Below are 26,839 nucleotides of genomic sequence, written 5' to 3'. Positions count from 1 at the left end.
TGTCAGGGCTGCCAGCCCGGAGTGACGAGTCCGGTCTCGTAGGCGAACACGACGAGCTGCGCGCGGTCGCGGGCACCGAGCTTGATCATCGCTCGGGAGACGTGGGTCTTCGTGGTGAGCGGACTGACGAACAGCCGCGCGGCGATCTCGGCGTTGGTGAGCCCGACCGCCACGAGCTGCATGACCTCGCGCTCGCGATCGGTGAGCACCGAGAGGCCCGGCGCGAGGGACGACGGCTTCGCGTGGGTGGCGTACGCCTCGACCAGGGAACGGGTCGCACCGGGTGAGAGCAACGAGTCGCCAGCCACCACGGTGCGGACGGCGCGGAGGAGTTCGGCGGGTTCCGTGTCCTTCACCAGGAACCCGGCCGCCCCGGACCGGATCGCCTCGAAGACGTAATCGTCCTGCTCGAAGGTCGTGAGGATGACGACGTGCACGCCGTCGAGGTCCGGGTCGTCGCTGATGCTGCGGGTGGCGGCGAGCCCGTCGGTGCCGGGCATGCGGATGTCCATGAGCACCACGTCGGGTCGCAGCGCCCGGGCAGCTTCGACCGCAGCGTCCCCGTCGCCGGCCTCGCCGACGACGGCCATGCCGGGTTCGGCGTCGAGGAGCGCGCGGAGGCCGGCACGGATGAGGACCTGGTCGTCGACGAGCAAGACGGTGATCGGGGTCATGATCCGGCTCCGTCCGCGACGTCGATCGAACCGGCGTCGTCGGTCGAACCGCCGGTACTGATCGGCAGGCGCGCCACGACGCGCCAACCACCGTCCGTCGTCGGACCCACGGACAGCTCTCCGCCGACGGCGGCGGCGCGCTCCCGCATGCCGATGATGCCGTTGCCGGTCGCGCCGAGGCCGACTCGTCGCGCGGAGCGGTCCGGGACGGCCGACGGGTGGTCCTCGACGACCAGGTCGACGACGTCGGCCCCGACGGTGACCACGACCGACGTGTCGTGTCCGGGGGCGTGCTTCATGACGTTGGTGACGGATTCCTGCACGATCCGGAAAGCGCTCCGGCCGCTGGTCCCGGTGACGCTCGACGGGTCGCCGTGGATCCGGAGATCGACCGCGACGCCGGCGGCACGCGCTCGATCGACGAGCTCCGCGACCCGATCGAGGCCGGGAACGGGACTCCGATCGGGTCCACCGGTGCTCGCGGGGCCGCCGTGCACCGAGCGCAGCACCCCGAGGATCGTCCGGAGCTCGACGAGCGCATCGCGGCTCGAGTCACGGATGTTCAGCAGGGCGTCGTGGGTCTGCGCGGGGAGTCCGTCACCGAGGTGCAGAGCCACGCCCGCCTGCAGGTTGATGAGGGACATGCTGTGCGCCACCGAGTCGTGCAGTTCGCGGACGATGCGTACACGCTCCTCGCCCGCCCGCACCCGTTCGGCTTCGGCACGCTGTCGACGGCGTTCGGCGACCCGCTCGACCTGCACCCGGACGAGTTCGGACACGGCGATCGTCACCGTCAGCCACGCCGCGCACAGCAGTACAGCCCCGAGGTCCAGCCCCGGAGCCCGGCCGAGCAGCACGTCGGCCGACGGGAGCACCAGGACGGCGACGACAGCGGCCACCGCCACGGTCCGTCGGTGGCCACGCAGCCACGCGTTCGCGATCGCCATCGTGAGCGCCGCCACGAAGGGCCCGCGGGGGCTGACGACCAGGGCGTACCCGACGGTCGTCGCCAACGTGACGAGCAGCACCGACCGTGGCCACCGCCACCGCCACGGCAGGACGACGACGCCGGCCACGAGGAGCGCGCCGGCGAGTGGGCCGAGCACGACGGGATCGACGCCGCCGACCGCACCGTGTCGTGCCCACGGCGGACCGCCCGGCCCTGCGACCGTGATGCGGGACGCGAGGATCGTGCCGACGATCTGCACGACGGCCACCGGCAGGACCCGACCGGACCGGGCGAATCGCTGGCGCCCCGGCCAGCGGTCGCCAGCCGAGTCGCGGTCGTCTTCGCGTGGCCCTGTCGTCATGGGTCGAGCCTAGGGACGTCGGTCCGCCCCGGCATCGACCGCAGGGGTGCCTGTGGACTACTCCCCGGGGAGTACGGCCCTGGTGAGGAACGACCGCAGTACGACTGCGGGAGCAGACGGAAGTGGGGCTGCGCGGCGGACGCGTGGCGGGCCTCCAGGCCGGAGAGTCGACGTGTCGCGACAGCGGCCCCGAAACCGACCACAGGAGATCACCGTGTTCACGTCCATCACCGCATCCGCACTCACGACGGCAGCAGCCCACGGCCCGTACTGGCAGGGCGGCGGGTTCCCGTTCTTCCTGTTCCCAGCGTTCTTCTTCTTCGCGTTCCTCGTCGTGTTCCTGGTGTTCGGGGTGCTCCGACGAGGGAGCTGGCGCGCCCGCTCCGACGCCCGCGGTGTGCTCGCCGACCGGTTCGCTCGCGGCGACATCGACGCCGAGGAGTACCGCGCCCGGCTGTCCGAGCTCAGCCGGAAGTGACCGCGAGCGCGGCGAGGATCTCCTGCACGGTGGCGTCGACCGATCCGTCGATCGACACCGCGACGGCGGCCTCGTCGTGCTGCGGCCGCTCGAGGGTCGCGAACTGCGAGTCGAGCAGCGTCGTCGGCATGTACTCGTGCTGGCGGTGGGACTGCCGTTCGGCGATCAGGTCGCGCGACCCGTCGAGGAAGGCGATGACGAGACCCGGCGCCGACTCGCGCAGACGGTCCCGGTAGGCGCGCTTGAGCGCCGAGTTCGCCATCACGCACCGGGAGCCGCCCGATTCGACCGCGGCGATCCGCTCGGCGCAGGCGTCGAGCCACGGCCAGCGGTCCTCGTCGGTGAGTGGGATGCCCTGCCGCATCTTCTCCTTGTTGGCGGCCGGGTGCAGGTCATCGGCGTCGACGAAGACGCACGGTTCACCCTGCGCGACCAGGGCGTCGGTGAGCGCCTGGCCGATGGTGGACTTGCCGGAGCCGGAGACCCCCATCACGAGGACGGGCGGGTGGACAGCGAGCTCGCTCATCCCTCCACAGTATTGATCCGGTGAACTCTGGTCCCCAGTTCCCGGAACACCTGTGCGGTCCCAGACCACCGGTCGTAGGTTGGGCGCCAACGTCAGGACAAAGGAGGCCCCCGTGGCAGACAACAACGGTCAGGCGAACATCGGAGTCGTGGGACTCGCAGTGATGGGCTCGAACCTCGCCCGCAACCTCGCATCGCGCGAAGGCAACACGGTCGCGGTCTACAACCGCACGTACGCCCGCACCGAGGAGCTGCTCCAGGAGCACGGCGACGCCGGGTTCATCGCGTCCGAGGACATCGACGGGTTCGTCGCCTCGCTGTCGAAGCCCCGGACGGCCATCATCATGGTGCAGGCCGGCAAGGGCACCGACGCCGTGATCGGGCAGCTCGCCGAACGGTTCGAACCGGGCGACATCATCGTCGACGGCGGCAACGCGAACTTCCACGACACCATCCGACGTGAGCACGACCTGCGCGAGAAGGGGCTGAACTTCGTCGGCACCGGCATCTCCGGTGGTGAAGAGGGCGCGCTCAAGGGCCCGTCGATCATGCCCGGTGGCTCGAAGGAGGCCTGGGAGACGCTCGGCCCGATCCTCAAGTCGATCGCCGCGGTGGCCGAAGGCGAACCGTGCGTGACCCACATCGGCACCGACGGCGCCGGGCACTTCGTCAAGATGGTGCACAACGGCATCGAGTACGCCGACATGCAGCTCATCGCCGAGTCGTACGACCTGCTCCGTCGCGTCGGTGGGCTCTCGGTGGAGGACCTCGTGCAGGTCTTCGACGAGTGGAACAAGGGCGACCTCGAGTCCTACCTGATCGAGATCACCGGCGAGGTCCTCAAGCAGCGCGACGCCGACACCGGCAAGCCGCTCGTCGACGTCATCCGTGACGCGGCCGGCTCGAAGGGCACCGGCGTCTGGACCGTGCAGAACGCCGTCGGCCTGGGCATCCCCGTCTCGGGCATCGGCGAAGCCGTGTTCGCCCGTGCGGTGTCGTCGAAGCCGACGCAGCGTGCCGCCGTGCAGCAGTCGGTCAAGAACCGCCCGCAGATCGCCGAGGTGCCGGACACCTTCGCCGACGACGTCCGTGCGGCGCTCTACGCCTCGAAGGTCGTCGCGTACGCACAGGGGTTCGACCTCATCATCGCCGGGGCGAAGGAGTACGGCTGGGACATCGACCTCGGCAACGTCGCGAAGATCTGGCGGGGCGGCTGCATCATCCGTGCCCAGTTCCTGAACCGCATCGTCGAGGCCTACGCCGAGAACCCGAAGCTCGAGTCGCTGCTGGTCGACCCGTACTTCGCGAACGCGGTGGCCGAGGGCGAAGCCGCCTGGCGCCGCATCGTCGGCATCGCGGCGGCGTCGGGCGTCCCCGCGCCGGGCTTCTCGTCCGCGCTGTCGTACTTCGACTCGCTCGCGTCCGACCGTCTGCCGGCGTCGCTGATCCAGGGCCAGCGCGACTTCTTCGGCGCACACACCTACCAGCGCATCGACAAGGACGGCACCTTCCACACGCTGTGGTCGGACGACGACCGCCGCGAGGTCGAACAGGAGCCGTCCACGCACTGACGACCGCGCCCGCTGCCGCACCCGCTGCCGCGCTCGCTGCCGACCACCGTGGTCGGTGCGGGGCCTCGCGAGGAGGGCCTCGCTGAACCCGGGGCCCTCCGCCGCGTCAGGCGACGATGCGTTCCCGTGCCAGGTCGGCGACGAGTCGGTCCAGCCGCGGACCGCGTCCGAGCAGCCGACGCGAACCCGGGGCGCTCCGGACGAAGAAGGTCGCCACGGCGGGGGTGTCGTCCGGTCGCACGTGGTGGATCGCCACCGCACACGCGCGGCGAGCACCACCGGAACCGCCAGGTCGCGGCGAGCCGCCGGGTCGCCCCGCGACGCCGATCTCCGCTGCACCGCCGAGTCGTCCCGAGCCGTCCAAGCCCTCCGCCACGTCCTCGAGTCCGACGTGAACGACACGACTCCACCGGATCACGAGCAGCCGGGTCGCCCGTCGTTCGTCGAGTTCCCACAGGGAGGCCTCGGTGGCGCCGAAGGCCCAGGTCACGCGCGAACCGAGGTGAGTGTCCGGACGGACCTCGTCGACGATGCCACGGAGTTCCGGTGTCGGCGCCGCCGGCACGAGCCACACCGTCGGGTCGATCCGCCGGATGGCGAGCGCGAGGGCTTCGTCCGCCTGCCGCCGCCGTGCCGTCGCGGTCCGCACGACGGCGACCACGATGACCACGACGCCGAGGGCGATCGCGCCGAACTCGACGATGCCGTACCAGGAGAGGTCGACGCCCGGCGCCGTCGAGACGACGACGATCCGGGTGATCAGGAGGACCAGCCAGACGGCGACGATCACCCAGCGCAGGGTGGCGAGTCGACGTGCCGGAGACATCGGTGTCCGCCGTGCACCGCGGGCACGACCGGACCGCGGGACACCATCCGGACGCTGCAGCACGGTCCGATCCTCCCACGAGCCGCGCGCCACCTGCTGGCCGAACCCGATGAACGCGCGGGGAAGCCCGCACACACAGCCCACGAGCGGCCGGGAGACCTACGCTCGGGCGGTGACCACCGAGACGACGGACGAACCGATCGGGCGATCGACGGCGGGTCCGTCGGACGGCCCGAGCGGGCCCGACGGCCCTGCGACCCGACGTTGGACGCTGATCGCCGCGATCGTCGGCGTCGTGGCCGCCGCCGCGTTCCTCGGCGTCGCCGAGTTCGGCGCGCTGCTGCTCGGCGGAGCTGGTAGCCCCCTGGTCGCCGTCGGGTCCGCCGTCATCGACCTCGCTCCCCCGGGTGCGAAGGACTTCATGGTCGCCGTGTTCGGCACCGGGGACAAGGTCGCCCTGTTCGTGCTCATGACGGTGATCGTCATCGCGATCAGTGCCGGTGCCGGTGTCCTCGAACGCGTGCGCCCACCCTTCGGCGCCCTCGTGTTCGCCGCCGGAGGTGTGCTGGCGCTGCTGGCCGTCAGCACCCGCTCGGGCAGCGGGACGCTCGACGGTGCCCCGACGGTCCTCGGCATCGCGGCAGCGGTGGTCGTCCTGCGCCTGCTGCTCCAGCGGCTGCGTCGGTGGGAGGCCGCGGCGACCGTGCCGACGGCGGCACCGCGACCCGCGTCGACGGAGCGCCGGACGTTCCTGGTCTGGGGCGTCGCGACGGCGACCGTCGCGGTCGTGGTGGGCACCGCCTCCCGGCTGGGGTCGTCCGCGATGCAGGCGGCCGCTGCTGCCAGGCGGGCCATCCGGCTGCCCGCCGCGGCGGCCCCTGCACCGGCGGTCCCCGCGGGTGCGTCGCTCGACGTCGACGGCATCACCCCGTACATCACGCCCAACGCCGACTTCTACCGGATCGACACGGCCCTCCGGGTGCCGCAGGTCGATCCCGCCGACTGGTCGCTCCGCATCCACGGTGCGGTCGAGCAGGAGATCACACTGACGTGGAACGAGCTGCTCGCACTGCCACTCGAGGAGCACGTGGCCACCCTGAGCTGCGTGTCGAACGAGGTCGGCGGTGACCTCATCGGCACGGCCCGCTGGCTGGGCTACCCCATCCGGAAGCTCCTCGCCCGGGCACGTCCGACGGGCGACGCCGACATGGTGCTCTCACGGAGCATCGACGGGTTCTCCGCCGGCACCCCGCTCGACGTGCTGCAGGACGACGGCACCGCGGCGCTGCTCGCGGTCGGGATGAACGGCGAGCCCCTGCCGACCGAGCACGGGTTCCCGGTGCGGATGGTCGTGCCGGGCCTGTTCGGGTACGTCTCGGCGACGAAGTGGGTCACCGAGCTCGAGGTCACCCGGTTCGCCGACGCGCAGGGCTACTGGACACCGCGTGGCTGGTCGGAGCGTGGCCCGGTCAAGCTCGAGTCCCGCATCGACACCCCGCGGAACGGGTCGACGGTGACCGCGGGCAAGCCGGTCGCGATCGCCGGGGTCGCGTGGCAGCCGCACAAGGGCGTGAAGGCCGTCGAGGTCCGCGTCGGAGGCGGCGACTGGCAGCGCGCCGAGCTCGCCGACTCGGTCTCTGCGGACACCTGGCGACAGTGGGTGGTGCGGTGGACGCCGGTCGCCGGCTCGCACCGCATCGAGGTGCGCGCGACCAGTGCGGACGGCGAGGTGCAGACGAGCGTGGACCGGCCGCCGGCGCCCAACGGTGCGACGGGCTGGCACACGGTCACGGTCGACGCGCGCTGACCGTCCGGGAGTGGGTCTGCGACACGCCCGCTGACTGCCGTCGAGGTGGCAGAACGCGTCGGTTCGTGGGCGCGCAGGCGACACTTCGTGCCGCCCCGGCGAACCTGAGCGGCATGTCGTGACCGCCCGCCGCCGGCGCGCTCCGGTCACCCGATGGCCTGGAGGCCCGGTGCCAGCCCGCCCTGCCCCTCGCCCTGGTCGCACGACACGCCACGTGCGTCACGCCGGGGGTACCGAAAGCGTCGGTTTGCGGACGCGCAGGCGACACTTCGTGCCGCCACGGCAAACCTGAGCGGTGTGTCGTGACCGCTCGACGGCGGGGTTCGGCGGGCAGACCGGGTTCAGGCAGACCTGGTCAGGCAGGCCGAGTCGCGACGACGCAGGTGCCGTCGACTTCGGCGTCCCGCTCGACCACGGCGGAGAAGCCCGCGGCCGTGAAGGCAGCGGCGGACGCCTCGGCCTGGGCCTCGGACACCTCGATGACGACGGCACCACCGGGGCGGAGCCACTCCCCCGCACCCGAGGCGATCCGGCGGTGCAGATCGAGGCCGTCCACACCTCCGTCGAGGGCGACGCGGTGTTCGTGCTCGCGGGCCTCGGTCGGCATGAGTTCGATCGAGGCCGTCGGCACGTAGGGGGCGTTCACCGCGATGACCGCCACGGCGCCGCGGAACCGATCGGGCAGCGGCGCGAACAGGTCACCCGCGACGACGATGCCGCGGTCGCCGATGTTCTCGGCTGCGACGTCGACGGCGTCCGGGTCGATGTCCGTGGCGACGAGGTCGAGCGCGCCGACCCGACCGAACAGGGCCACCGAGATCGCGCCGGCGCCGCAGCACAGGTCGACCACGCGGTCGTAGCGCTGCAGCCGACGCGCAGCCTGCTCGACGACGACGCTGGTGCGGGCTCGCGGCACGAAGACCCCCGGGGTCACCCGGATGCGGTGCCCGTCGAAAGCGGCCCAGCCGAGCACGTACTCGAGCGGCTCACCGGCCAGCCGACGCTGCACGAGGGTTCGGAGTCGCACCGGCTCACCGTCACCGGCCTCGAGCAACAGGTCGGCTTCGTCCTCGGCGAAGACGCTCCCCGCGGCCCGGAGCCGGGCCGCGAGGGCGTCACGCGCGGGATGTGTCAAGCGGCGCCGTCGAACATCGACGTCACGGAGCCGTCGTCGAAGACCTCGTGGATGGCACGGGCGATGAGCGGGGCGATCGGCAGGACCTCGAGGCGGTCCCAGCGCTTGTCCATCGGCAGGGGCAGGGTGTCCGTCACGACCACGCGGTCGATGAACTCGCTCTGCAGCAGCTCGGTCGCCGGGTCGGAGAAGACGGCGTGGGTCGCGGCGACGACGACACCGGTGGCGCCGGCGTTCTTGAGCGCCTCGGCAGCCTTGGCGATCGTGCGGCCGGTGTCGATGAGGTCGTCGACGAGCAGGCACACGCGGCCGCTGACGTCACCGACGATCTCGTGCACCGAGACCTGGTTCGGCACGAGCGGGTCGCGGCGCTTGTGGATGATGGCGAGCGGAGCGCCGAGCTTCTCGGACCAGATGTCGGCGACACGGACGCGGCCCATGTCGGGCGACACGACGGTGAGCGTCTTCGGGTCGAGGATCTGGCGGAAGCGCTCGAGCAGCACCGGCATGGCGAACAGGTGGTCGACGGGGCCGTCGAAGAAGCCCTGGATCTGCGCGGCGTGCAGGTCGACGCTCATGATGCGGTGCGCGCCGGCGGCCTTGAACAGGTCGGCGACGAGGCGGGCCGAGATCGGCTCGCGGCCGCGGCCCTTCTTGTCCTGACGGGCGTACGGGTAGAACGGCGCCACGACCGTGATGCGCTTCGCCGAGGCACGCTTCAGCGCGTCGACCATGATGAGCTGCTCCATGAGCCACTCGTTGATCGGCGCGGTGTGCGACTGGATGACGAAGGCGTCGCAGCCACGGACCGACTCGTCGAAGCGGGCGTAGAGCTCACCGTTCGCGAAGGTCCGGGCATCGGTCGGCACGAGGTCGACCCCGAGCTCCTCCGCGATCTCGGCAGAGAGCGCCGGGTGTGCTCGCCCCGAGACGAGGACGAGTCGTTTCTGGCCGGTTGTCTTGATTCCGGACAAGTGCGGTGCTCACTCCCTGACCCACGAGGGGTCGATGTCGGCGACGGGTGGTCGCCGGGATCTATTCGCCGTTCGCGAGCCGAGCAGCCTCGGCCGCCGGTGTGCCGGGTCGGTGTTCCTCGACCCATCCGTCGGTGTTGCGCTGTGGGGCGTAGCTGATCGCGAGCGATCCTGCCGGAACGTCCTTGCGGACGGTGGTCCCGGCGCCGGTGTACGCACCGTCACCAATCCTAACGGGGGCGACGAACACGTTGTGCGAGCCTGTCCGGACGTTCGAGCCGACCTCGGTGCGGTGCTTGTGCACGCCGTCGTAGTTCGCGGTGATGGTGTTCGCGCCGATGTTGGAGTCCTCGCCCACCTCGGCGTCGCCGATGTAGGACAGGTGCGGGACCTTGCTGCCGCGACCGATCCGGGCGTTCTTCGTCTCGACGAAGGTGCCGATCTTGCCGTCGTCTCCGAGGATCGTGCCCGGCCGCAGGTAGGCGAACGGGCCGACCGAGGCGCCGTCCCCGATCACGGCGAGGGTGGCGTCGACGCGGTTCACGGTGGCGCGGGCCCCGACCTCGGTGTCGCGGAGTGTGGCGTCCGGCCCGACGACGGCGCCGGCGGCGATCGCGGTGGCGCCGATGAGCTGGGTGCCCGGCAGGACCTCGGTGTCGGGCTCGATGGTGACGTCGAGGTCGATCCAGGTGGTCGCCGGATCTTGCACGGTGACGCCGGCGAGCTGGTGGCGGCGGACGATGCGGGCGTTGAGTTCACGCGCGGCGTCGGAGAGCTGCGCACGGTCGTTGATGCCGGCGACGAGCCACGGATCGGTCAGGGTGACCACGTCGATGCGCCCGCCCCGCTCGCTGATCAGCGCGGGGGCGTCGGTGATGTACTTCTCGCCCTGGGCGTTCGCCGTGGTGAGCGACGGCAGGGCCGCGCGGAGGTGTGCCACGTCGAACGCGTAGATGCCCGCGTTCGCCTCGGTGATGGTCAGCTGTTCGGCCGTCGCGTCCTTGTGCTCGACGACGCTGACGAAGGCGCCGGAGGCATCCCGCACGATCCGTCCGAGGCCGGTCGGGTCCGGGGCGATCGCACTCACGAAGGTCGCCCCGTTGCCGCCGCCGACGTGGGCGTCGACGAGGAGCCGGAGCGATGCGGCGTCGAGCAGCGGGACGTCGCCGGACAGCACCACGACGGCGCCGTCGAAGTCGGCGGGCAGTGCTTCGACCGCCACCTCGACCGCGCGCCCGGTGCCGGGGACGTCGTCCTGGTCGACGACGATCGCGTCCGGGGCGCGCTCGACGACCTCGGCCGCGACGAGGTCCCGCTCGTGCCGCACGACGACGGCGACGTGCTCGGGGCTGAGCGACGACGCGGTGCGCAGGACGTGCCCGATGAGCGGCAGTCCGGCGAGCCGGTGCAGCACCTTGGGCGTGGACGACTTCATGCGCGTGCCCTGCCCGGCGGCGAGGACGACGACGGCGATGCGCTGGTCGGTCATGGACCCATCCTGGCGCACCGCAGCCCGGGCCGCCCGACGCGACCACGGCACTGTGCGGAACCGTGCGCAGAACCGCAGCCTGTGGACGGACCGGCACCGCGCCTCCAGGCCGCGCCGACGGCCCGCCGTGGATCAGGCCCGCGCGCCCTGCGGTTCCCGCTTGACGAACGCCATCAGCACCAGCCCGGCGATGAGCACGACGACCACGCCGAGGATCCCGAACCGGGTCGATCCACCGACGGTCACCGCCACGCCGAACAGCGCCGGCGCGAGGAACGACGCGGCCCGGCCGGTGGTGGCGTAGAGGCCGAAGAGCTCGCCCTCGCGGCCGGGGGTCGCCAGCCGCGCCAGGTAGGCGCGGGACGACGACTGCACCGGGCCGACGAACACGGCGAGGGTCAGCCCGAGCACCCAGAACCACTGCGTCTCGTTGCCGGCGGCGAAGACCCCGACCCCGCACACGGCGAGGCCGACGAGCGAGACCATGATGAGCGCACGCGACCCGAACCGGTCGTCGAGGCGCCCGGAGACGAACGTCGCGATGCCGGCCACGACGTTCGCGGCGATGGCGAACAGGATGACCTGCGACGGCGTGAACCCGAACACCTGCGCGGCGACGATCCCGCCGAACGTGAAGACGGCCCCGACGCCGTCGCGGAACACCGCGCTGGCGAGCAGGAAGGCGAGGACGTTGCGCCGCTCGCGCCAGAGCCGCGCGATGTCCCGGCCGAGGTCCGCGTAGGCACTGAACACGCCGCCGCCGCGGGTGCGGTCGGGCACGGCTTCGGGCACGGTGAGGAACAGCGGGATCGAGCTGACCGCCAGCCAGACGGCGGCGATGCCGATCGCGACGCGGACGTCCCACTGCCCCGTGGCGACGGTGGCCGGCAGCTGCAGGAGTCCGCCGACGACCCCGTCGCCCCGGAAGTCCTGGATGCAGAGCACGAGCAGCACCACGAGCAGCACGATCCCGCCGAAGTACCCGGCCGCCCACCCGATGGCGGAGACCCGGCCGGTGCGTTCCCCGGAGGCGACCTGCCCGATCATGGCGTTGTAGCCCACGCTCGCGATCTCGTAGGCGACGGTGCCGATGCCGAGCAGGGCTGCGCCGAGCAGCAGGTAGGGCTGGCTCGGCGCCACGAAGACCATGCCGCCGATCGACAGCGCGACGCCGATCGTGGCGATGAGGACCGACCGGCGGCGGTGTCCGGACGAGTCCGCGAGCCGCCCCATGGCCGGTGCCACCAGGGCCACGACGATGCCCGCGATGGTCAGTGCGGTGGACACGACGGCCGCGTTGTGCGCGAGCTCGCGCTCCACGATCGCCTTTCCTGCCGCGGACGTGTCGGCGACGAGCGCCGGGTCCACGAACGCCCGGCTGGCCAGGTACGTGCTGAACACGAAGGTGGTGACGACCGCGTTGAACGCGGCGGAACCCCAGTCCCAGAGCGCCCAGGAGACGAGCGCGCGCCGGTCGGTGCGCTGCGGCACGACGGCGGCCGGTGAAGCGGTCATGCGCGAACCGTAGCGCGTCCCGGTGACGCGGCGGTGGCCCCGTTCCGGGTCACGTGCCGGACGGGAGGCGCGGGGCGGCCTGGCCCCGAGCCTCCCGTCCGCCTTGTCCGCGCGCCCGCACCCCGCGTGCGCTTCCGCGGGTTCGCCCGCTCTGGTGCGAGGTCCCGCACTCCGTGCGAGGTCTGCGCGCCGTCACGGCGTACGGAACCTCGCACCGGACGACGCGCAGGTCGCTCAGGCCGGGACGCCGCCGGGGTAGACGACGGACTTGAGCGACTCCGGGTCGGTGTCGCTCTCGAGGGCCTCGCGGACGTCGTCGAGCCCGAAGCGACCGGTGACGAGCGAGTCGAGGTCGACCTGCCCGGACGCGACCAGCTCGATGGCGACCGGCCACGTGTTCGTGTACCGGAAGATCCCGGTGACCGTGACCTCGAGGTTCTGGATGTGCTCGACCGGCAGTGTCATCTCGGAGTTGCCGAGCCCGACCAGCACCGCGGCACCCGCCGGACCGACCGCCTTGATGCCGTCCGACACCGCTCGTGGTGCACCGCTGGCGTCGATGAACGCGTCGACGGGGACGATGTCGGACGCGACGGACACAGCGGTGGGGTCGACGACCTCGGTGGCGCCGAACTCCAGGGCCCGCGCACGGCGCTCCGGCACCAGGTCGCTGACGACGATGCGCGACGCACCGAAGGCCTTCGCGACCTGGGCGCAGATGATGCCGATCGGACCGGCGCCGGCGATGAGCACCGACGAACCGGGCACGATGCCCGCCTTGCGGACGGCGGCGATGCCGACGGACAGGGGCTCGAGGAGCGCGCCGGCCTCGAACGACACGGCGTCGGGCAGGACGTGCGCGAACTCGGCCTCGATGGTGACGAACTCGGTGAAGGCCCCGTCGACCGGCGGCGTCGCGTAGAAGCGCATGTGCGGGCAGAGGTTGTAGCGACCGGCCAGGCACTGCGCGCAGCGGTGGCAGGGGCGCTGCGGCTCGATGGCCACGCGCTCCCCCACGCGGGACGGGTCGACGCCCGCGCCGACGGCCTCGATCGTGCCGGACAGCTCGTGCCCGAGGACGAGGGGCTCCTCGACGACGAAGTCGCCGATGCGGCCGTGGCGGTAGTAGTGCACGTCGGAGCCGCAGACCCCCACGGCGGCGACGCGGACGAGCACGTCGCCGGGGTCGACGGCGGGGACGGGGCGGTCCTCGACGGTGAGGTCCTGGGTGCCGAGCAGGACGCTGGTGCGCTGGGTGGAGGTCATGCGGTTCTCGCTTCCTCGGCCGCGTCGTCGCGGCCGGACGTGTGGGTGGTGGAGGGGTCGGCGGCGGACGCTGCGGGCGTGGTCGCCGGCGCCAGCGCCGGCGCCGCTGGCATGGTGGCGTCGCGCAGCAGCTCCGCGAAGCCGATCTCGGCGGCGCCACGGACCAGGACGTCGCGGCCGAGTGCCGCCGGGACGATGCAGAGCCGGTCGGTCATGGCGGCCATCGTCTGCGCCCGGACGTCCTTTTCGATCCGGTCGCCGACGTGTCCGAGCAGCGCACCGAGGAACCCGCCGAGCACGACGACCTCGGGGTCGACGGTGTGGATGGCGTTCCGCAGTGCGGTCGCGAGCGCGGTGACCTGTCGGTCGACGACCCGCTCCAGCTCGGGGCGGCCCTCAGCGAGTGCCGCGGCGAGCGCGTCGAGGTCGTCCGGCGGGGTCCCGGTGACCGCGGTGAGTGCGGAGCGCGAGGCTTCGGTCTCCAGGCAGCCGACCGCACCGCAGTGGCAGCGGATCCCGTTCGCGGCGACGAAGGTGTGCCCGAGCTCGCCCGCGTACCCGTCGGCGCCGCTGAAGGGCCGGCCGGCGCTGACGATCCCGCCGCCGATGCCGCTCGCGCCGCCGTTCAGGTACACGAGGTCGTCGACGCCGCGGGCGCTGCCGTACAGCCGTTCCGCCCAGGCGCCGAGGTTGGCGTCGTTCGCGGCCCGGACCGGCAGCCCCAGGCGTTCCGCGAGCGGTGCGGCGAGGGGTTCGTCACGCCATCCGAGGTGCGGGGCGTCGCGCACCGTGCCGTCCTCGACCCGGACGATGCCGGGCACGGCGACGCCGACCCCGACGATCCGGACCGCCGGTCCGGTGCGGGCGAGGAGTGCTGCGAGGACCCGGGCGACGGCGTCGATCGCCTGCGCCGCGGTGGGCACGGTGGTCTGCGGCTCGACCAGCCGGTCGCGGACGGTGCCGTCGAGGCCGACGAGGGCTACTCCGACGGCGTCGATCTCGACCGTGACCGCGGCGGCGAGGACGTCGCCGGACGCCCGGACGACTCCGCTCGGCCGTCCGACACCGGTACCGGGGGTCCCCGCGGCGGGGGTCTCCTCGTGCACGAGACCGGCGTCGACGAGTTCCCCGACGAGCGCGAGGATGGTGGAGCGGTTCAGGCCGGTGCGCCGGGTGAGCTCGGCTCGCGTGACGGGGCCGTCCTCGTGGACGAGCCGGAGGACGCGCGCGGCGTTGCCCGGCGTCGCCGTGGGCTGCCGTGCCATGGGTCCTCCTCGTTGGTGGGTGCGGTCGTGGGTGGGGTTTCGGGCTGAGCGACGAGTTTCGCACCGGCGGGCCCGTGAACTGTCGCGCAGCGCGAAACCTCGGCGACCGCGACCGCGACCGCGACCGACGGCGACGGCCGGTCAGCGCGACTGCGAGAACGCGGCGTCGAACGCGGCGTCCGGCGGCGCGATGGTACCGAGCTGCCGGACGAACGCCAGCGCCTCGGGCCCGCCGACGAGCCGGTCCATGCCGGCGTCCTCCCACTCGACGCTGGTCGGGCCGGCGTACCCGATGTGGTTCAGCACGCGGAACACCCGCTCCCACGGCACGTCCCCGTGGCCGGCGGTGACGAAGTCCCACCCGCGCCGGGGGTCGCCCCACGGCAGGTGCGAGGACAGCCGCCCGTTGCGCCCGTCGAGCTGCTTCACCGACTCCTTGCAGTGCACGTGGTACACCCGGTCGGCGAAGTCGAGCAGGAACGCGGCGGGGTCGAGGTCCTGCCAGACGAAGTGCGACGGGTCGAAGTTGAACCCGAACGCCGGCCGGTCCTGGAACACCTCGAGTGTGCGCTTGGCGGTCCAGTAGTCGTAGGCGATCTCGGACGGGTGCACCTCGAGTGCGAACCGGACCCCGACCTCCTCGAAGACGTCGAGGATCGGTGACCAGCGGTCGTGGAAGTCCTGGTACCCGGCGTCGATCATCCCCGGGGGCACGGGCGGGAACCCGGCGACGGTCTTCCAGATCGACGAGCCGGAGAAGCCGGTGACGGTGTCGACCCCGAGCGCCGCGGCGGCACGGGCGGTCCACTGCAGTTCCTCGGCCGCACGCTGCCGCACGCCCTCGGGGTCGCCGTCGCCCCACACGTGCGGCGGGACGATGTCCTCGTGCCGCTGGTCGATCGGGTCGTCGCACACGGCCTGGCCGACCAGGTGGTTCGCGATCGTCCAGACCTGCAGCCCGTGGCGTTCCAGGATCGCCTTGCGCTCGGCGACGTACTCCGGGTCCGTCGCGGCGCGCCGGACGTCCAGGTGGTCACCCCAGCAGGCGATCTCCAGCCCGTCGTAGCCCCACTCGCCGGCGAGCCGGGCGACCTCTTCGAAGGGCAGGTCGGCCCACTGTCCGGTGAACAGGGTGACCGGCCTGGAGGCCCGGGTCGTCTCCGTCGTGTCGCTCGCGTCCGTCGTCGTCATCGTCGTCGTCCTTCTTCGCGGTGGTCGGGTTCCGTCACCAGGATCCGGGTGCGGACCCGGCGGGGACGGTGGCGGGTCGCTCGACGCGCGAGTGCACGTCGACGACCGAGTGGTCTCGGGCGGCGGCGGAGACCGCCTCCATGACCTCGAGCACGTGGAACGCGAGGTCGCCGGAGGCCCGGTGCGGCCGGTCCGTCGCGATCGCGTGCGCCATGTCGGCGAGGCCGTAACCGCGGCCGGCGTCGGCGTACCCGGCGGCGACGGGCAGATCGCGCCACGAGCGGTCGTCGGCGGTGGCGATCGAGACGGTGTCCGAGAACCGGTTCGGATCCGGGACGCCCAGGGTGCCGGCGGTGCCGTACACCTCGAACAGCGGGGCGCGGGTGGCCCACACCTCGAACGAGACGGTCACGGTGGAGACCACCCCGCCTTCGTGCTCGAGGATCGCGACGACGTGGGTGTCGATGTCGACCGGGATCGACGTGCCGGCGTTCGGCCCGGTGGCGATCGTCCGTTCGCGGGTGGAGCGGGTGGCGCTGCCGCTGACCCGGACGACCGGCCCGAAGAACGTGACGAGGCTGGTCAGGTAGTACGGCCCCATGTCGAGGAGCGGTCCGCCGCCCGGCTGGTAGTAGAACGCCGGCGCGGGGTGCCAGAGCTCGTGCCCGGGTGCGCTCCAGGCGACGGCGGCACCGACCGGGGTGCCGATCGCGCCGTCGTCGAGGGCGGCCCGTGCGGTCTGGATGCCCGTGCCGAGGACGGTGTCCGGGGCGCTGCCGACGCGCAGGCCGGCGTCGCGGGCGGCCTCGAGCACCGGTGCGGCCTCGGCGGTGGACATCGCGAGCGGCTTCTCGCCGTAGACGTGCTTGCCCGCGGCGAGCGCCCGGGTGGCGATGTCGGCGTGCGCGGCCGGGATCGTCAGGTTGAGCACCACGTCGACGTCGTCGGCGGCGAGCAGGTCGTCCACGGTGGTCCCGCGTACGCCCTGGGCGGCCCCGACCTGCTGGGCACGGGCGACGTCGAGATCGGCGACCGCGGCGAGCTCGAGGCCGGGCAGGGCCGGGAAGTGCTCGAAGTACTGCTGGCTGATGACCCCGACGCCGACGACTCCGACGCGGAGCGGCTTGGCAGCAGCGCCGCGGAGCACCCCTTCGTTCACCGTGCTGCCCACAGGAGTCCCCGTTCGATGATGGTGCGGACCGGCTGCGACTCGACGATCTCGATCCGGTGTCCGGGGGCCGAGACGAAGATCCGTCCCTTCCCCCACTGCCGGGTCCAGATCGCCGGTGCGGTGACCGGCCGGTTCCAGGGGTCCCACGAGCGGGCCTCCTGCGTGGTGGTGGCGAGGACGTCGTCGTACTCGTCGCTCAGCACCCAGTACTGCTCGGTGACGAGGTCGAAGTCGTCGATGCCCTGGGTGATGGGGTGCTCGTGCCCGAGGTCGGTGATGTGCACCGTGTAGGGGATGTAGTTGTCCGACTGCTCCCCGACCCGTTCGTCGGGGTGCTTGCCCGCGTGGTGGGCGAACTGCCCTCCGATCATGTGCAGGTAGTCGGCGTTGTCGCGGTACGAGTCCGCGATGCCGCCGTGCCAGCCGGCCAGGCCGGTGCCGTTCAGGACGGCGCGCTGCAGACCGGCGAACTCGTCGGCGGCGATGGTCGTCATGGTGTTCACCTGGACGATCAGGTCGACCGTGTCCATGTACTCCTGGTCGGCGTACACGGCGGGCGATTCCTCGACCCGGACCGCGAAGCCGTGGTCCTGCAGGAACGGGATGAACAGGTCGGTGGTCTCGACGGGCTGGTGGCCGTCCCATCCGCCGCGGACGACGAGCGCCTGGCGGGTCTGCTCGGCGGCGCTCACGAGGTCGCCGTCCAGGTGCTGCCGGCGGCCGCGCTGCGTTCGACCGCGTCGAGGACCCGCTGCACGTGCAGGCCGTCGGCGAACGACGGCGACGGGTCGGTGCCGGCGACGATCGCGTCGACGAAGTCCTTCACCTGGTGGCTGAAGGTGTGCTCGTACCCGATGAGGTGCCCGGTCGGCCACCACGCGGCCATGTAGGGGTGCTCGGGCTCGGTGACGAGGATGCGGCGGAACCCCTGCTCCCCCGCCGGGGCGTTCGACTCGTACAGCCGGAGCTCGTTCATCGACTCGAGGTCGAACTGGATCGCGCCCTCGGAACCGCTGATCTCGAGCGTCAGACCGTTCTTCCGCCCGGTCGCGTAGCGCGTCGCTTCGAACGTGCCGATCGCACCGTCGGCCGCGCCGCCGTCGAGCCGCGCGGTGAAGAACGCGGCGTCGTCGACGGTGACCTGCCCGCGCTCGCTCGACGCGGTGCCGGAGAGCCCGACTCCCTCGGCCATCAGCGGACGCTCGGTCACGAAGGTCTCGAGGGTGCCGGACACGGTGGCGAGCGACGCGCCCGTGACGTGCTCGACCAGGTCGATCGCGTGCGCGCCGATGTCACCGAGCGCCCCAGAGCCCGCGAGCGACTTGTCGAGGCGCCAGGTCATCGGGCCGTCGGCGTCGGCGAGCCAGTCCTGCAGGTAGAGCGCACGGACCTGGCGCACGGTGCCGATCCGGCCGTCCTGCACCAGCTGCCGGGCGAACGCGATGGCCGGCACCCGGCGGTAGCTGAACCCGACCATCGCCCGGACACCCTGTGCACGGGCGGCGTCGGCGGCGGCGGTCATCGCCTCGGCCTCGGCGACGGTGTTCGCGAGCGGCTTCTCACACAGGACGTGCTTGCCGGCCTGGAGCGCGGCGATCGCGATCTCGACGTGCGAAGACCCCGGGGACACGACGTCGACCACGTCGATGTCCGGATCGGCCACGACGGCACGCCAGTCGGTGGACGCCGCCTGCCAGCCGTACTGCTGCCGAGCGGCCTCGGTGCGTTCGGGATCACGCCCGACGATCACCGCCATCTCCGGCTCGGTGCCGAGGTCGAAGAACCTGGGGGCGGTCCGCCACGCCTGTGAGTGTGCGGCTCCCATGAAGCCGTGCCCCACCATTGCGACCCGCAGTCGTTGCTGCACCGTCGACTCACTTGCCATCCGCTCGCTCCTTTGCGATCACGTGCTTGCCACAGCCAACACTACCGCTTATGTTGGGCGCGGCAACATTTTGTTTCGACGACGAACGGTGACCACCATGGCAACGACGCCCACCCGTGCAGACAAGTTCTCCTTCGGTCTCTGGACCATCGGCTACAACGGCTCCGACCCCTTCGGCGGGCCGACCCGACCCGCCCTCGACGTGGTCGAGGCGGTCGAGAAGCTCGACGAGCTCGGGGCCTACGGCCTGACCTTCCACGACGACGACCTGTTCGCGTTCGGTTCGACCGACGCCGAACGCCAGACCCAGATCGACCGCCTCAAGGGTGCGCTGGAGTCGACCGGGCTCGTCGTGCCGATGGTCACGACGAACCTGTTCTCCGCCCCGGTCTTCAAGGACGGCGGCTTCACCTCGAACGACCGGCAGGTCCGCCGCTTCGCGCTCCGCAAGGTGCTCCGCAACATCGACCTCGCCGCCGAGCTCGGCGCGTCGACGTTCGTGATGTGGGGTGGCCGCGAAGGCTCCGAGTACGACAGCGCCAAAGACGTGCAGGCCGCGCTCGAGCGCTACCGCGAGGCCGTCAACCTGCTCGCCCAGTACGTCACCGACAAGGGCTACGGCATCCGGTTCGCCATCGAGCCGAAGCCGAACGAGCCCCGCGGCGACATCCTCCTGCCGACCCTCGGCCACGCGATCGCCTTCACCGAGACGCTCGAGCGTCCGGAGCTGTTCGGCATCAACCCCGAGGTCGGCCACGAGCAGATGGCGGGCCTGAACTTCACGGCCGGCATCGCCCAGGCGCTCTACCAGGGCAAGCTCTTCCACATCGACCTCAACGGTCAGCGCGGCATCAAGTACGACCAGGACCTGGTGTTCGGACACGGCGACCTGCAGAACGCGTTCTCGCTCGTCGACCTGCTCGAGCACGGCGCCCCGCAGGGCGGCCCGGCGTACGACGGCCCGCGCCACTTCGACTACAAGCCGAGCCGCACCGAGGACATCACCGGCGTCTGGGACTCCGCGTCGGCCAACATGCGCATGTACCTGCTCCTCAAGGAGCGTGCGCAGGCGTTCCGCGCCGACCCCGAGGTGCAGGCGGCGCTCGAGGCCTCCAAGGTCGGCGAGCTGTCGACGCCGACGCTCAACGACGGCGAGTCGTACGACACGTTCCTCGCCGACCGGTCCGCCTACGAGGACTTCGACGCCGACGCTTACTTCGGCGGCAAGGGCTTCGGCTTCGTCCGCCTGCAGCAGCTCGCCATCGAGCACCTGATGGGCGCGCGGAATTGAAGGCAGACGCGCCAGCGGCTGCATCCCGCGCGCTGAGGCGGCCTGTCGCCGAAGTGGCTGAGAACACGGACGCGCGCCAGCTCGTCGCCGGCGTCGACTCGTCGACCCAGTCCTGCAAGGTCACCATCCGTGACGCCGCGACCGGTGCGGTCGTCCGCGAGGGACGCGCGTCCCACCCGGACGGCACGTCCGTCGACCCCCGCCACTGGTGGGACGCCCTCGGTGCCGCCGTCGCGGACGCCGGCGGCCTCGACGACGTCGGTGCCGTCGCCATCGCCGGGCAGCAGCACGGCATGGTCGCGCTCGACGCCGACGGTCGCGTGGTCCGCGACGCCCTGCTCTGGAACGACGTGCGCAGTGCGGACGCGGCCGCGCAGATGGTCGACGAGCTCGGCCAGGAGGCGTGGGTCGCCCGGACGGGGCTGGTGCCGGTCGCGTCGTTCACGGGTACCAAGCTGCGGTGGCTCCGCGACGCGGAGCCCGAGAACGCGGCCCGCGTCGCGGCCGTGGCGCTCCCCCACGACTGGCTGTCGTGGCGGCTCCGCGGCCACGGCCCGGCGGACGAGAGCCCGCTCGGCCCCGACCTCGACGCCCTGGCGACGGACGCATCCGACGCCAGCGGTACGGGGTACTGGGACCCGGTGCGCCGCGAGTACGACCCGGAGCTGTTCGAGCTCGCGCTCGGGCGGCCGATGCGTCCGGCGTCGATGGGTGACGACGATGCGGTGGTCGTGCCCCGCGTGGTCGCTCCCGACGAGGCGATGGGCGCCCTGTCCACCGACGTCGAGCTGCCCGGCGGCGCGGTCGCCCGGTCCGGCCTCGTCGTCGGCGCCGGTCTCGGTGACAACGCCGGGGCAGCGCTCGGCCTGGGTCTCGGCCCGGGTGACGTCGCGGTGTCCCTCGGCACCAGCGGCACGGTCTTCGGGGTCAGTGACGCCGAGGTGCGTGACCCGAGCGGGACCGTGGCGGGCTTCGCCGACGGGACCGGGTCGCGCCTCCCGATCGTCACGACGCTCAACGCGGCCCGCGTGCTCGAGGTGATCGGCGGCCTGCTCGGCGTTGACCACGACGCACTCGGCGAGCTGGCGCTGCAGGCGCCGGCCGGGGCCGACGGCCTCGTCCTGGTGCCGTACTTCGTCGGCGAGCGCACGCCCAACCGGCCGGACGCGACCGCCTCGCTGCTCGGCATGACGCCGGCGACCACGGACCGGGCGCACCTGGCCCGGGCGGCCGTCGAGGGGATGCTCTGCGCCCTCGCCGACGGACTGGCCGCGGTGCAGGACACCGGGGTGACCGTCGAGCGGCTGCTGCTCATCGGCGGCGCCGCGCGGAACCCGGCGGTCCGCACCGTCGCCGCACAGGTGTTCGGCCGTGACGTCCTGGTGCCGGAGCCCGGCGAGTACGTCGCCGCGGGTGCTGCGAAGCAGGCCGCGTGGGCACTGACCGGCGCTCTGCCGACGTGGGACACCGCGACGACCACCGTGCCGTCCGACCCGCACCCCGAGGTGCTCGAGCAGTACCGCGCCGCGGCGCGCTGACCGACGCACCGGATCCGACACTCCCCGCCCCCGGCGCCCTCCACCAGGGCGCCGGGGGCATCATCGTCCCCGGAGGACCCCCATGCCACTGACCGACCTGCCCCTCGACGCGCTCCGTGCCCACCGCTCGGACGTCCGTCGTCCCGCCGACTTCGACGCCTTCTGGGCGGACACGATCGCCGCCGCCCGGACCGCCGGCGAGGGGTTCGAGACGACCCTCGTGCCCGCCGAGACCCCGGTGACCGGTCTCGTCGTCGAGGACCTGACGTTCCCCGGGTTCGCCGGCGACCCGGTGCGCGCCTGGGTCAACCGTCCGGTGGTCGACGACCGGGGCGCGCTGCCGGTCGTCGTCGAGTTCCTCGGCTACGGCGGTGGCCGTGGTCGCCCGGGCGAGCGCGTGCACTGGGCCCTCGCCGGGTACGTGCACGTCGTGATGGACACCCGCGGCCAGGGCTCCGGCTGGGCCGGCGGGGACACCCCAGACCCGCACGGCTCCGCACCGCACGCCAGCGGCTGGATGACGAGCGGCATCGGCTCACCGGCCGACCACTACTACCGCCGCGTCTACACCGACGCGGTCCGCCTGGTCGAGGCAGTCCGCACGCTGCCCGGGATCAACCCCGAGCGCATCGCCCTGACCGGCGGCAGCCAGGGCGGCGGCATCACGATCGCCGCGGCGGCCCTGGTCGAGGCACACGTCGGGCCGGTCGCCGCGGTGCTGCCCGATGTGGCGTTCCTGGCCGACTGGCGGAACGGCACCGACGTCGCGGTCGGCGGTCCCTACCTGGAGCTCGCGCAGTACCTCGCCGTCCACCGCGATGCGGCCGAGCGTGTGTGGGAGACCGCCGCGTACCTGGACGGGGTGAACCACGCCGCCGGCATCACCGCCCCGGCGCTGTTCTCGGTCGCGCTGATGGACGACGTCGTCCCGCCCCGCACGACCTTCGCCGCGTTCAACGCCCTCGGCTCCTCCGACCGCGAGATCGTCGTGTACCCGTACAACGGGCACGAGGGTGGCGGCTTCCGGCACTGGGAGCGTCAGGCGGCGTTCCTGGCGGACCGGCTGCGCTGACGGGTGTCGGGTGTCGGGTGTCAGGTGCTCGTCTGGAGCGTCTTCTTCGGGTACTCGTCGAAACGCTGGAAGTACGTGCTCGAGAACCGCCCCATGTGGCGGAAACCCCACCGGTGCGCGACCTCGGCAACCGTCGTCTCCGCGCGGTCGGCGAGCTGGAGTGCGATCCGGACCCGGTCGAGACGGACCTGCAGCAGGTACGTCATGGGGCTCACGCCGACGTGCTGCACGAAGTTCTCCTGGAGCGTGCGGGAGCTGACCCCGACGGCCCCGCAGACGTCCGCGAGCTGGAGCGGCCGGTCGCAGTGCTCCGCGAGCCAGGCCTGCGCGAGCTGCACGGTGTTCACCGTCCGGCGCACCGGCCGTGCGTCCGGTTCGGCGTCCGTCCCGCCGAAGGCCCGCAGGACGGCCTCGGCCAGCAGGACCTGTGCGGACAGGTGGCCGCCCGGGTTGCGGTCGGGGTGCAGCGCGTTGACCGCGACCGCGTCGATGCGGGCGAGCAGCTGGGACACCTCGGCCTCGGTCGGGCGGGATCGCAGTCGGCCGGCGAAGCGGTGGTCGAACACGACCCCGTTCACGGCGTCGAGGAAGCCACCGTCCACCCGCAGCACCTGGACGGTCCCCGCCGGCACGATCAGCGTGAACGGTCGGTCCGTCGGCAGGAGCACCGGCACGCCGGGCCGGGTGGGCGCGTCGTCGTCGACCCGCAGGCACCCCGCGGTCGACCACGCCAGCACCGGCGTGCCGTCCGGCGTGAACGAGGCGGCGGTGGTCGTCGACACCGCCGACGACAGCAGCGCGACGTTGTGGTGGCGCACCGTCCGGTGGCGGAACGCGAACCGGTCGGTGGGTGCGAACCGGACGTCGCGGCCGTCGTACACGGCGCGGACCGTCCGGACCGCGTCCGCGGGGGTCCGGCCGCAGCGCTCGGCCGTCCGGGGTGCGTGGCCGACGGCGGCCCGCGGGACGGTGTCGCTGCTCACCGGCCCGATCCTCGCCGGGCGCGGAGGTCCGCGAAGGTGAACCGCTCGCGGTCGACGTCGTCCTCGGACTGCACGATCCACCCGCGTCGGGCAGCGCGTGCCCGAGCCCGGTAGGAGGTGATGTGGACCGGGGCGACCCCCGGTGCACGCTCGTAACCACTCATCAGATCCTCCGATCTGCCCCCGTGCCTCCGACCCTGTTCGGAGGGGGACAGTTTGAGTACCTCTTGGACGATAAGCACCCTCACCGGGGGTCCACAATGGCCCCCGAACGGGTGCGATCCACATCCGCGCACCTCGGATAACGGCGGCGTCGTGGCGTCGGAGGCCGATCCACCCGACCGACTCGTACCCTCCACGTATGGACCAGGCACCGACCACGGCGAGTGGTCCCGAGCACGGCGGAGCACGGCTGTCCCGCACCGTGCACGAGGCGCTGCGGTTCGTGCACGCCCACGCCCGCGACGCGATCTCCGTACCGGACATCGCCGCCGCCGCACACCTGTCGACCCGCGGCCTGCAGAGCGCGTTCCGGCGGGAGCTGCAGACCTCGCCCGCGTCGTACCTGCGCGGGGTACGGCTCGAGGGCGTCCGCCGCGACCTGCTGTCGATGACACCGGCCGACCGTCGCACCATCGCGGACGTCGCGAAGCACTGGCAGTTCAGCAACGCCGGCCGGATGGCGGCCGAGTACCGTGCCGCCTTCGGCACCGCACCGTCCGCGGCGCTCCGGTCGTTCGACCCGGAGGACCCGGACCCCCGAGCCACGTCGGACCTCGCCGGGTCCCCGGGCGAGGGATCACGCTTCCGGATCGTGCTCGACTGCGAGGTGGAGGTCGACGACGCCGACGCGACGTTCGCCAGCGCCCTGCGCCGCGCCCAGGGCGACGACCGCCCCTGGCACGGCTACGACCCCGACGGCAGCACGGCCGACGTCGTCGCGTTCCTGCTGGCGAGCGCCGTCCGCGGGGCCGCCGGGGACACCTCCGGCATCCGGCTGCGCGCGGTCAACCCGATGCTGCGGGCGCCCGACGAGCACGGCGGGTACCCGTCGGCCGAGCTCCCGCCGTGGTCGGCACCCGGCCACCCCGAACAGGACGCCCCTTCGCCGTGACGACCACCCCGCATCGACGCCGCTCCGCGCTGCTCGCCGCCGTCCTCTCCGCAGGACTCGGACTCGCCGGCTGCACGACCCCGACGGCTGCCCGGGCCGACGGGTTCGACGTGACCGGCTTCCAGCCCGAGAACGCCGACACCACCCTGGTGGACGCGAACGCCGCCGCGATGGACGTGGTCGGCGTCGACGGGCTGCTGCTCGACCGCACTGGCTCGAAGGTCACCGCCCCGTCGCACGCTGCCGAGGCCCAGCGCAACCGGGCACACGCCGACGGGCTCACCGCGCAGCTGCTCGTCAGCAACTACTCCGAAGCCGACGGCGACTTCAGCGAGCCGATCGCGCGGAAGCTCCTGGCCTCGCCCGCGAACCGCGCCCGGGTCGTCCGATCACTCGCCGCCGACGTGGCCACGGGCGGCTGGGACTCGATCATGATCGACCTCGAGGCGCTGACCTCGGCAGAGAAGCCCGGTCTCACCGCCTTCGCCCGGGAGCTCCGAGCCGCCGTCGGCGACGACGTCCGGCTCGACATCGCCCTGTCCGCGTCGACCACCGCGGCCGGGTACGCCCGCCTCGGCTACGACGTGCGCGCCCTCCGCGCCCCGCTCGACCACCTGACGCTCATGGCCTACGACCAGCACGGCCCCTGGGAGCCGGACGCACCCGGCCCCGTCGGGTCGCTCGCGTGGTCGTCGAAGGCCGCCCGCGCCCTCGCGACCCTCGCCCCCCGCGACCAGATCGTGCTCGGCGTCGGCGGGTACGGCTACCACTGGCAGGGGAAGCGTCCGGCAGGTCAGCTCTCGGACGCCCAGGCACGACTGCGGGTCCGGAAGGCGGGTGTGACCGCGACGTGGGACACGACCGTCGGCGAGTGGACCGCGACCCTGCCGAGCGGTGAGGTGCTCTGGTGGTCCGACGCACGCTCGCTGCGCGAGCGGGTCGCGCTGGCGGAGCGGCTCGGCCTGACCGGCGTCGCCGTCTGGTCACTGGACCTGTCCGACCGGATCGAACCGCCTCGGGTGACCGCGACCCGCTGACGGACAGGAGGCCCGGTGCACGCTGGCACCGCGCCTCCTGTCCGTCACCCGGTCACATCCAGGGCACGTGGTGCGCGCTGTCAGTCCTGACGGCCGCCCTGTGGCGTCGTGGCTCCGCGACGCTTCGCCTGGTGCCGCGCGACCCGGTTGCGGTTGCCGCACCCCGCGGCCGTGCACCAGACGCGGTTGTGCCGGGGCGACGTGTCCAGGTAGACCCAGCCGCACGCGTCGTCGCCGCACTGCCGTGCCGCGCTGAGGTCGGACGTCAGCAGTTCCTGGGCGAGCAGGGCGATCGCGCCCCTCGGCCCGGAGAGGTCGGCCGGTATTCGCCACGACCACGACGCCCCGTCCGTGCCCCGCTCGATCGTCGCGCGCTCGAGAGCAGCGACGTACTCGGAAGCGATGTGGGCGGCAGCGCGTGGTGACGACTTGAACACCGCTTCGTAGACCGCCTCGCGGAGTGCCAGCACCGCGGCGTGCTCCCGCGCCGCGACGGCGGGCGCGGCCTCGGCGAGCCGGACGGTCTCCGTCGCGTTCCCGGGCAGGACCCCCATCTGCTCGCACCACGCCACGACGGCGTCGAAGCTGCTCAGGGTGTCGATCGAACGTCGGGGATCGAGTCGCCAGTGCACGGTGTCGACGAGGTCGAGCGCAGTGTGTCCGCCCACTTCCGGGAACGTCGAGTGCGCGTCGGGGGCCACCATGCTCCGAGACTAATGCGT

At 72.6% G+C, this 26,839-nt stretch carries 25 protein-coding genes; 8 read left to right on the top strand and 17 right to left on the bottom strand.

The window, feature by feature from the left end:
• Window positions 1-2: 2 nt before the first annotated feature.
• Window positions 3-674 carry a response regulator gene (locus tag BR70_RS0100495; protein WP_035807552.1) on the bottom strand — a complete coding sequence of 224 codons (672 nt, stop codon included), beginning with the start codon at window positions 672-674 and terminating at the stop codon, window positions 3-5.
• On the bottom strand, window positions 671-1,984 hold the full coding sequence (locus BR70_RS18800) for a sensor histidine kinase (protein WP_051596491.1): 1,314 nt from the start codon (window positions 1,982-1,984) through the stop codon (window positions 671-673). The genes BR70_RS0100495 and BR70_RS18800 overlap by 4 nt, the downstream gene beginning before the upstream one ends.
• Window positions 1,985-2,198: 214 nt before the next feature.
• Between BR70_RS18800 and BR70_RS0100485 the strand changes: the two genes are divergently transcribed.
• On the top strand, window positions 2,199-2,462 hold the full coding sequence (locus BR70_RS0100485; RefSeq protein ID WP_051596490.1) for an SHOCT domain-containing protein: 264 nt from the start codon (window positions 2,199-2,201) through the stop codon (window positions 2,460-2,462).
• Here BR70_RS0100485 and BR70_RS0100480 read toward each other — a convergent pair.
• On the bottom strand, window positions 2,449-2,988 hold the full coding sequence (locus BR70_RS0100480) for a gluconokinase (RefSeq protein WP_027464473.1): 540 nt from the start codon (window positions 2,986-2,988) through the stop codon (window positions 2,449-2,451). The two genes, BR70_RS0100485 and BR70_RS0100480, sit on opposite strands and share 14 nt — an antisense overlap.
• 112 nt (window positions 2,989-3,100) lie before the next feature.
• Here BR70_RS0100480 and gndA point away from each other — a divergent pair, with 112 nt between their 5' ends.
• Window positions 3,101-4,558 carry an NADP-dependent phosphogluconate dehydrogenase gene (gndA, locus tag BR70_RS0100475; protein ID WP_027464472.1) on the top strand — a complete coding sequence of 486 codons (1,458 nt, stop codon included), beginning with the start codon at window positions 3,101-3,103 and terminating at the stop codon, window positions 4,556-4,558.
• A gap of 106 nt (window positions 4,559-4,664) precedes the next feature.
• Here gndA and BR70_RS0100470 read toward each other — a convergent pair whose 3' ends face one another.
• Window positions 4,665-5,384 carry a hypothetical protein gene (locus tag BR70_RS0100470; protein ID WP_155896717.1) on the bottom strand — a complete coding sequence of 240 codons (720 nt, stop codon included), beginning with the start codon at window positions 5,382-5,384 and terminating at the stop codon, window positions 4,665-4,667.
• A 172-nt stretch (window positions 5,385-5,556) separates the two neighbouring features.
• Here BR70_RS0100470 and BR70_RS0100465 point away from each other — a divergent pair, with 172 nt between their 5' ends.
• Window positions 5,557-7,191, top strand: coding sequence for a molybdopterin-dependent oxidoreductase (locus BR70_RS0100465; RefSeq protein ID WP_027464470.1), 1,635 nt, complete (start codon window positions 5,557-5,559; stop codon window positions 7,189-7,191).
• A 355-nt stretch (window positions 7,192-7,546) separates the two neighbouring features.
• On the opposite strand, the gene BR70_RS0100460 is transcribed toward BR70_RS0100465, so the two are convergent.
• From BR70_RS0100460 to BR70_RS0100415, 10 genes are all read right to left on the bottom strand, one after another.
• Window positions 7,547-8,326 carry a putative protein N(5)-glutamine methyltransferase gene (locus BR70_RS0100460; protein WP_027464469.1) on the bottom strand — a complete coding sequence of 260 codons (780 nt, stop codon included), beginning with the start codon at window positions 8,324-8,326 and terminating at the stop codon, window positions 7,547-7,549.
• Window positions 8,323-9,300, bottom strand: coding sequence for a ribose-phosphate diphosphokinase (locus BR70_RS0100455; RefSeq protein WP_027464468.1), 978 nt, complete (start codon window positions 9,298-9,300; stop codon window positions 8,323-8,325). Before BR70_RS0100455 ends, BR70_RS0100460 begins: the two co-directional genes overlap by 4 nt.
• 61 nt (window positions 9,301-9,361) lie before the next feature.
• Entirely contained in the window at window positions 9,362-10,789 is a 1,428-nt protein-coding gene (gene glmU, locus BR70_RS0100450) for a bifunctional UDP-N-acetylglucosamine diphosphorylase/glucosamine-1-phosphate N-acetyltransferase GlmU (RefSeq protein ID WP_027464467.1), read from the bottom strand.
• Between the two features lie 132 nt (window positions 10,790-10,921).
• On the bottom strand, window positions 10,922-12,304 hold the full coding sequence (locus BR70_RS0100445) for an MFS transporter (protein ID WP_027464466.1): 1,383 nt from the start codon (window positions 12,302-12,304) through the stop codon (window positions 10,922-10,924).
• A 234-nt stretch (window positions 12,305-12,538) separates the two neighbouring features.
• A complete protein-coding gene (locus tag BR70_RS0100440; protein ID WP_027464465.1) occupies window positions 12,539-13,570 on the bottom strand; it encodes an NAD(P)-dependent alcohol dehydrogenase in 1,032 nt (343 codons plus the stop codon).
• Window positions 13,567-14,835, bottom strand: a complete 1,269-nt coding sequence (locus BR70_RS0100435) for an ROK family transcriptional regulator (RefSeq protein ID WP_027464464.1) — start codon at window positions 14,833-14,835, stop codon at window positions 13,567-13,569. The genes BR70_RS0100440 and BR70_RS0100435 overlap by 4 nt, the downstream gene beginning before the upstream one ends.
• A 141-nt stretch (window positions 14,836-14,976) precedes the next feature.
• Window positions 14,977-16,026 (bottom strand): sugar phosphate isomerase/epimerase family protein, encoded by a 1,050-nt coding sequence (locus BR70_RS0100430; protein WP_051596489.1) that lies wholly within the window; start codon window positions 16,024-16,026, stop codon window positions 14,977-14,979.
• A gap of 34 nt (window positions 16,027-16,060) precedes the next feature.
• The gene (locus BR70_RS0100425; protein ID WP_197019593.1) at window positions 16,061-17,197 is read right to left on the bottom strand and encodes a Gfo/Idh/MocA family protein; all 1,137 of its coding nucleotides are present in this window, start codon (window positions 17,195-17,197) and stop codon (window positions 16,061-16,063) included.
• Complete coding sequence (locus BR70_RS0100420; protein WP_027464461.1) at window positions 17,182-17,889, bottom strand: ThuA domain-containing protein; 708 nt, start codon at window positions 17,887-17,889, stop codon at window positions 17,182-17,184. Before BR70_RS0100420 ends, BR70_RS0100425 begins: the two co-directional genes overlap by 16 nt.
• Window positions 17,886-19,082, bottom strand: coding sequence for a Gfo/Idh/MocA family protein (locus BR70_RS0100415; RefSeq protein ID WP_231495606.1), 1,197 nt, complete (start codon window positions 19,080-19,082; stop codon window positions 17,886-17,888). The genes BR70_RS0100420 and BR70_RS0100415 overlap by 4 nt, the downstream gene beginning before the upstream one ends.
• Before the next feature lie 97 nt (window positions 19,083-19,179).
• On the opposite strand from BR70_RS0100415, the gene xylA reads away from it, so the two are divergent.
• The 3 genes from xylA to BR70_RS0100400 all read left to right on the top strand — a co-directional run bounded on the left by xylA (window position 19,180) and on the right by BR70_RS0100400 (window position 22,983).
• Entirely contained in the window at window positions 19,180-20,373 is a 1,194-nt protein-coding gene (gene xylA / locus BR70_RS0100410; RefSeq protein WP_027464459.1) for a xylose isomerase, read from the top strand.
• Between the two features lie 53 nt (window positions 20,374-20,426).
• Window positions 20,427-21,911, top strand: a complete 1,485-nt coding sequence (gene xylB / locus BR70_RS0100405; protein ID WP_027464458.1) for a xylulokinase — start codon at window positions 20,427-20,429, stop codon at window positions 21,909-21,911.
• 82 nt (window positions 21,912-21,993) lie between these two features.
• Window positions 21,994-22,983, top strand: coding sequence for an acetylxylan esterase (locus BR70_RS0100400; protein WP_027464457.1), 990 nt, complete (start codon window positions 21,994-21,996; stop codon window positions 22,981-22,983).
• A gap of 20 nt (window positions 22,984-23,003) precedes the next feature.
• Here BR70_RS0100400 and BR70_RS21950 read toward each other — a convergent pair whose 3' ends face one another.
• Window positions 23,004-23,966, bottom strand: a complete 963-nt coding sequence (locus BR70_RS21950; RefSeq protein WP_027464456.1) for a helix-turn-helix transcriptional regulator — start codon at window positions 23,964-23,966, stop codon at window positions 23,004-23,006.
• Window positions 23,963-24,130 (bottom strand): hypothetical protein, encoded by a 168-nt coding sequence (locus tag BR70_RS23505; RefSeq protein ID WP_196783359.1) that lies wholly within the window; start codon window positions 24,128-24,130, stop codon window positions 23,963-23,965. The genes BR70_RS21950 and BR70_RS23505 overlap by 4 nt, the downstream gene beginning before the upstream one ends.
• 197 nt (window positions 24,131-24,327) lie before the next feature.
• On the opposite strand from BR70_RS23505, the gene BR70_RS21945 reads away from it, so the two are divergent.
• Window positions 24,328-25,080 (top strand): helix-turn-helix domain-containing protein, encoded by a 753-nt coding sequence (locus BR70_RS21945; RefSeq protein WP_051596488.1) that lies wholly within the window; start codon window positions 24,328-24,330, stop codon window positions 25,078-25,080.
• Entirely contained in the window at window positions 25,077-26,117 is a 1,041-nt protein-coding gene (locus BR70_RS0100380) for a glycosyl hydrolase family 18 protein (protein ID WP_051596487.1), read from the top strand. The genes BR70_RS21945 and BR70_RS0100380 overlap by 4 nt, the downstream gene beginning before the upstream one ends.
• A gap of 80 nt (window positions 26,118-26,197) precedes the next feature.
• Here the strand turns inward: BR70_RS0100380 and BR70_RS0100375 are convergent, their stop codons facing one another.
• Window positions 26,198-26,821, bottom strand: a complete 624-nt coding sequence (locus tag BR70_RS0100375; RefSeq protein WP_051596486.1) for a CGNR zinc finger domain-containing protein — start codon at window positions 26,819-26,821, stop codon at window positions 26,198-26,200.
• Window positions 26,822-26,839 lie beyond the last annotated feature (18 nt).

The organism is Curtobacterium sp. UNCCL17 (assembly GCF_000686685.1).
In the GTDB taxonomy this organism is placed as follows: domain Bacteria; phylum Actinomycetota; class Actinomycetes; order Actinomycetales; family Microbacteriaceae; genus Curtobacterium; species Curtobacterium flaccumfaciens.
Note: the sequence above shows the minus strand (reverse complement) of the source record. Positions and strands in the feature narration are given on the sequence as shown.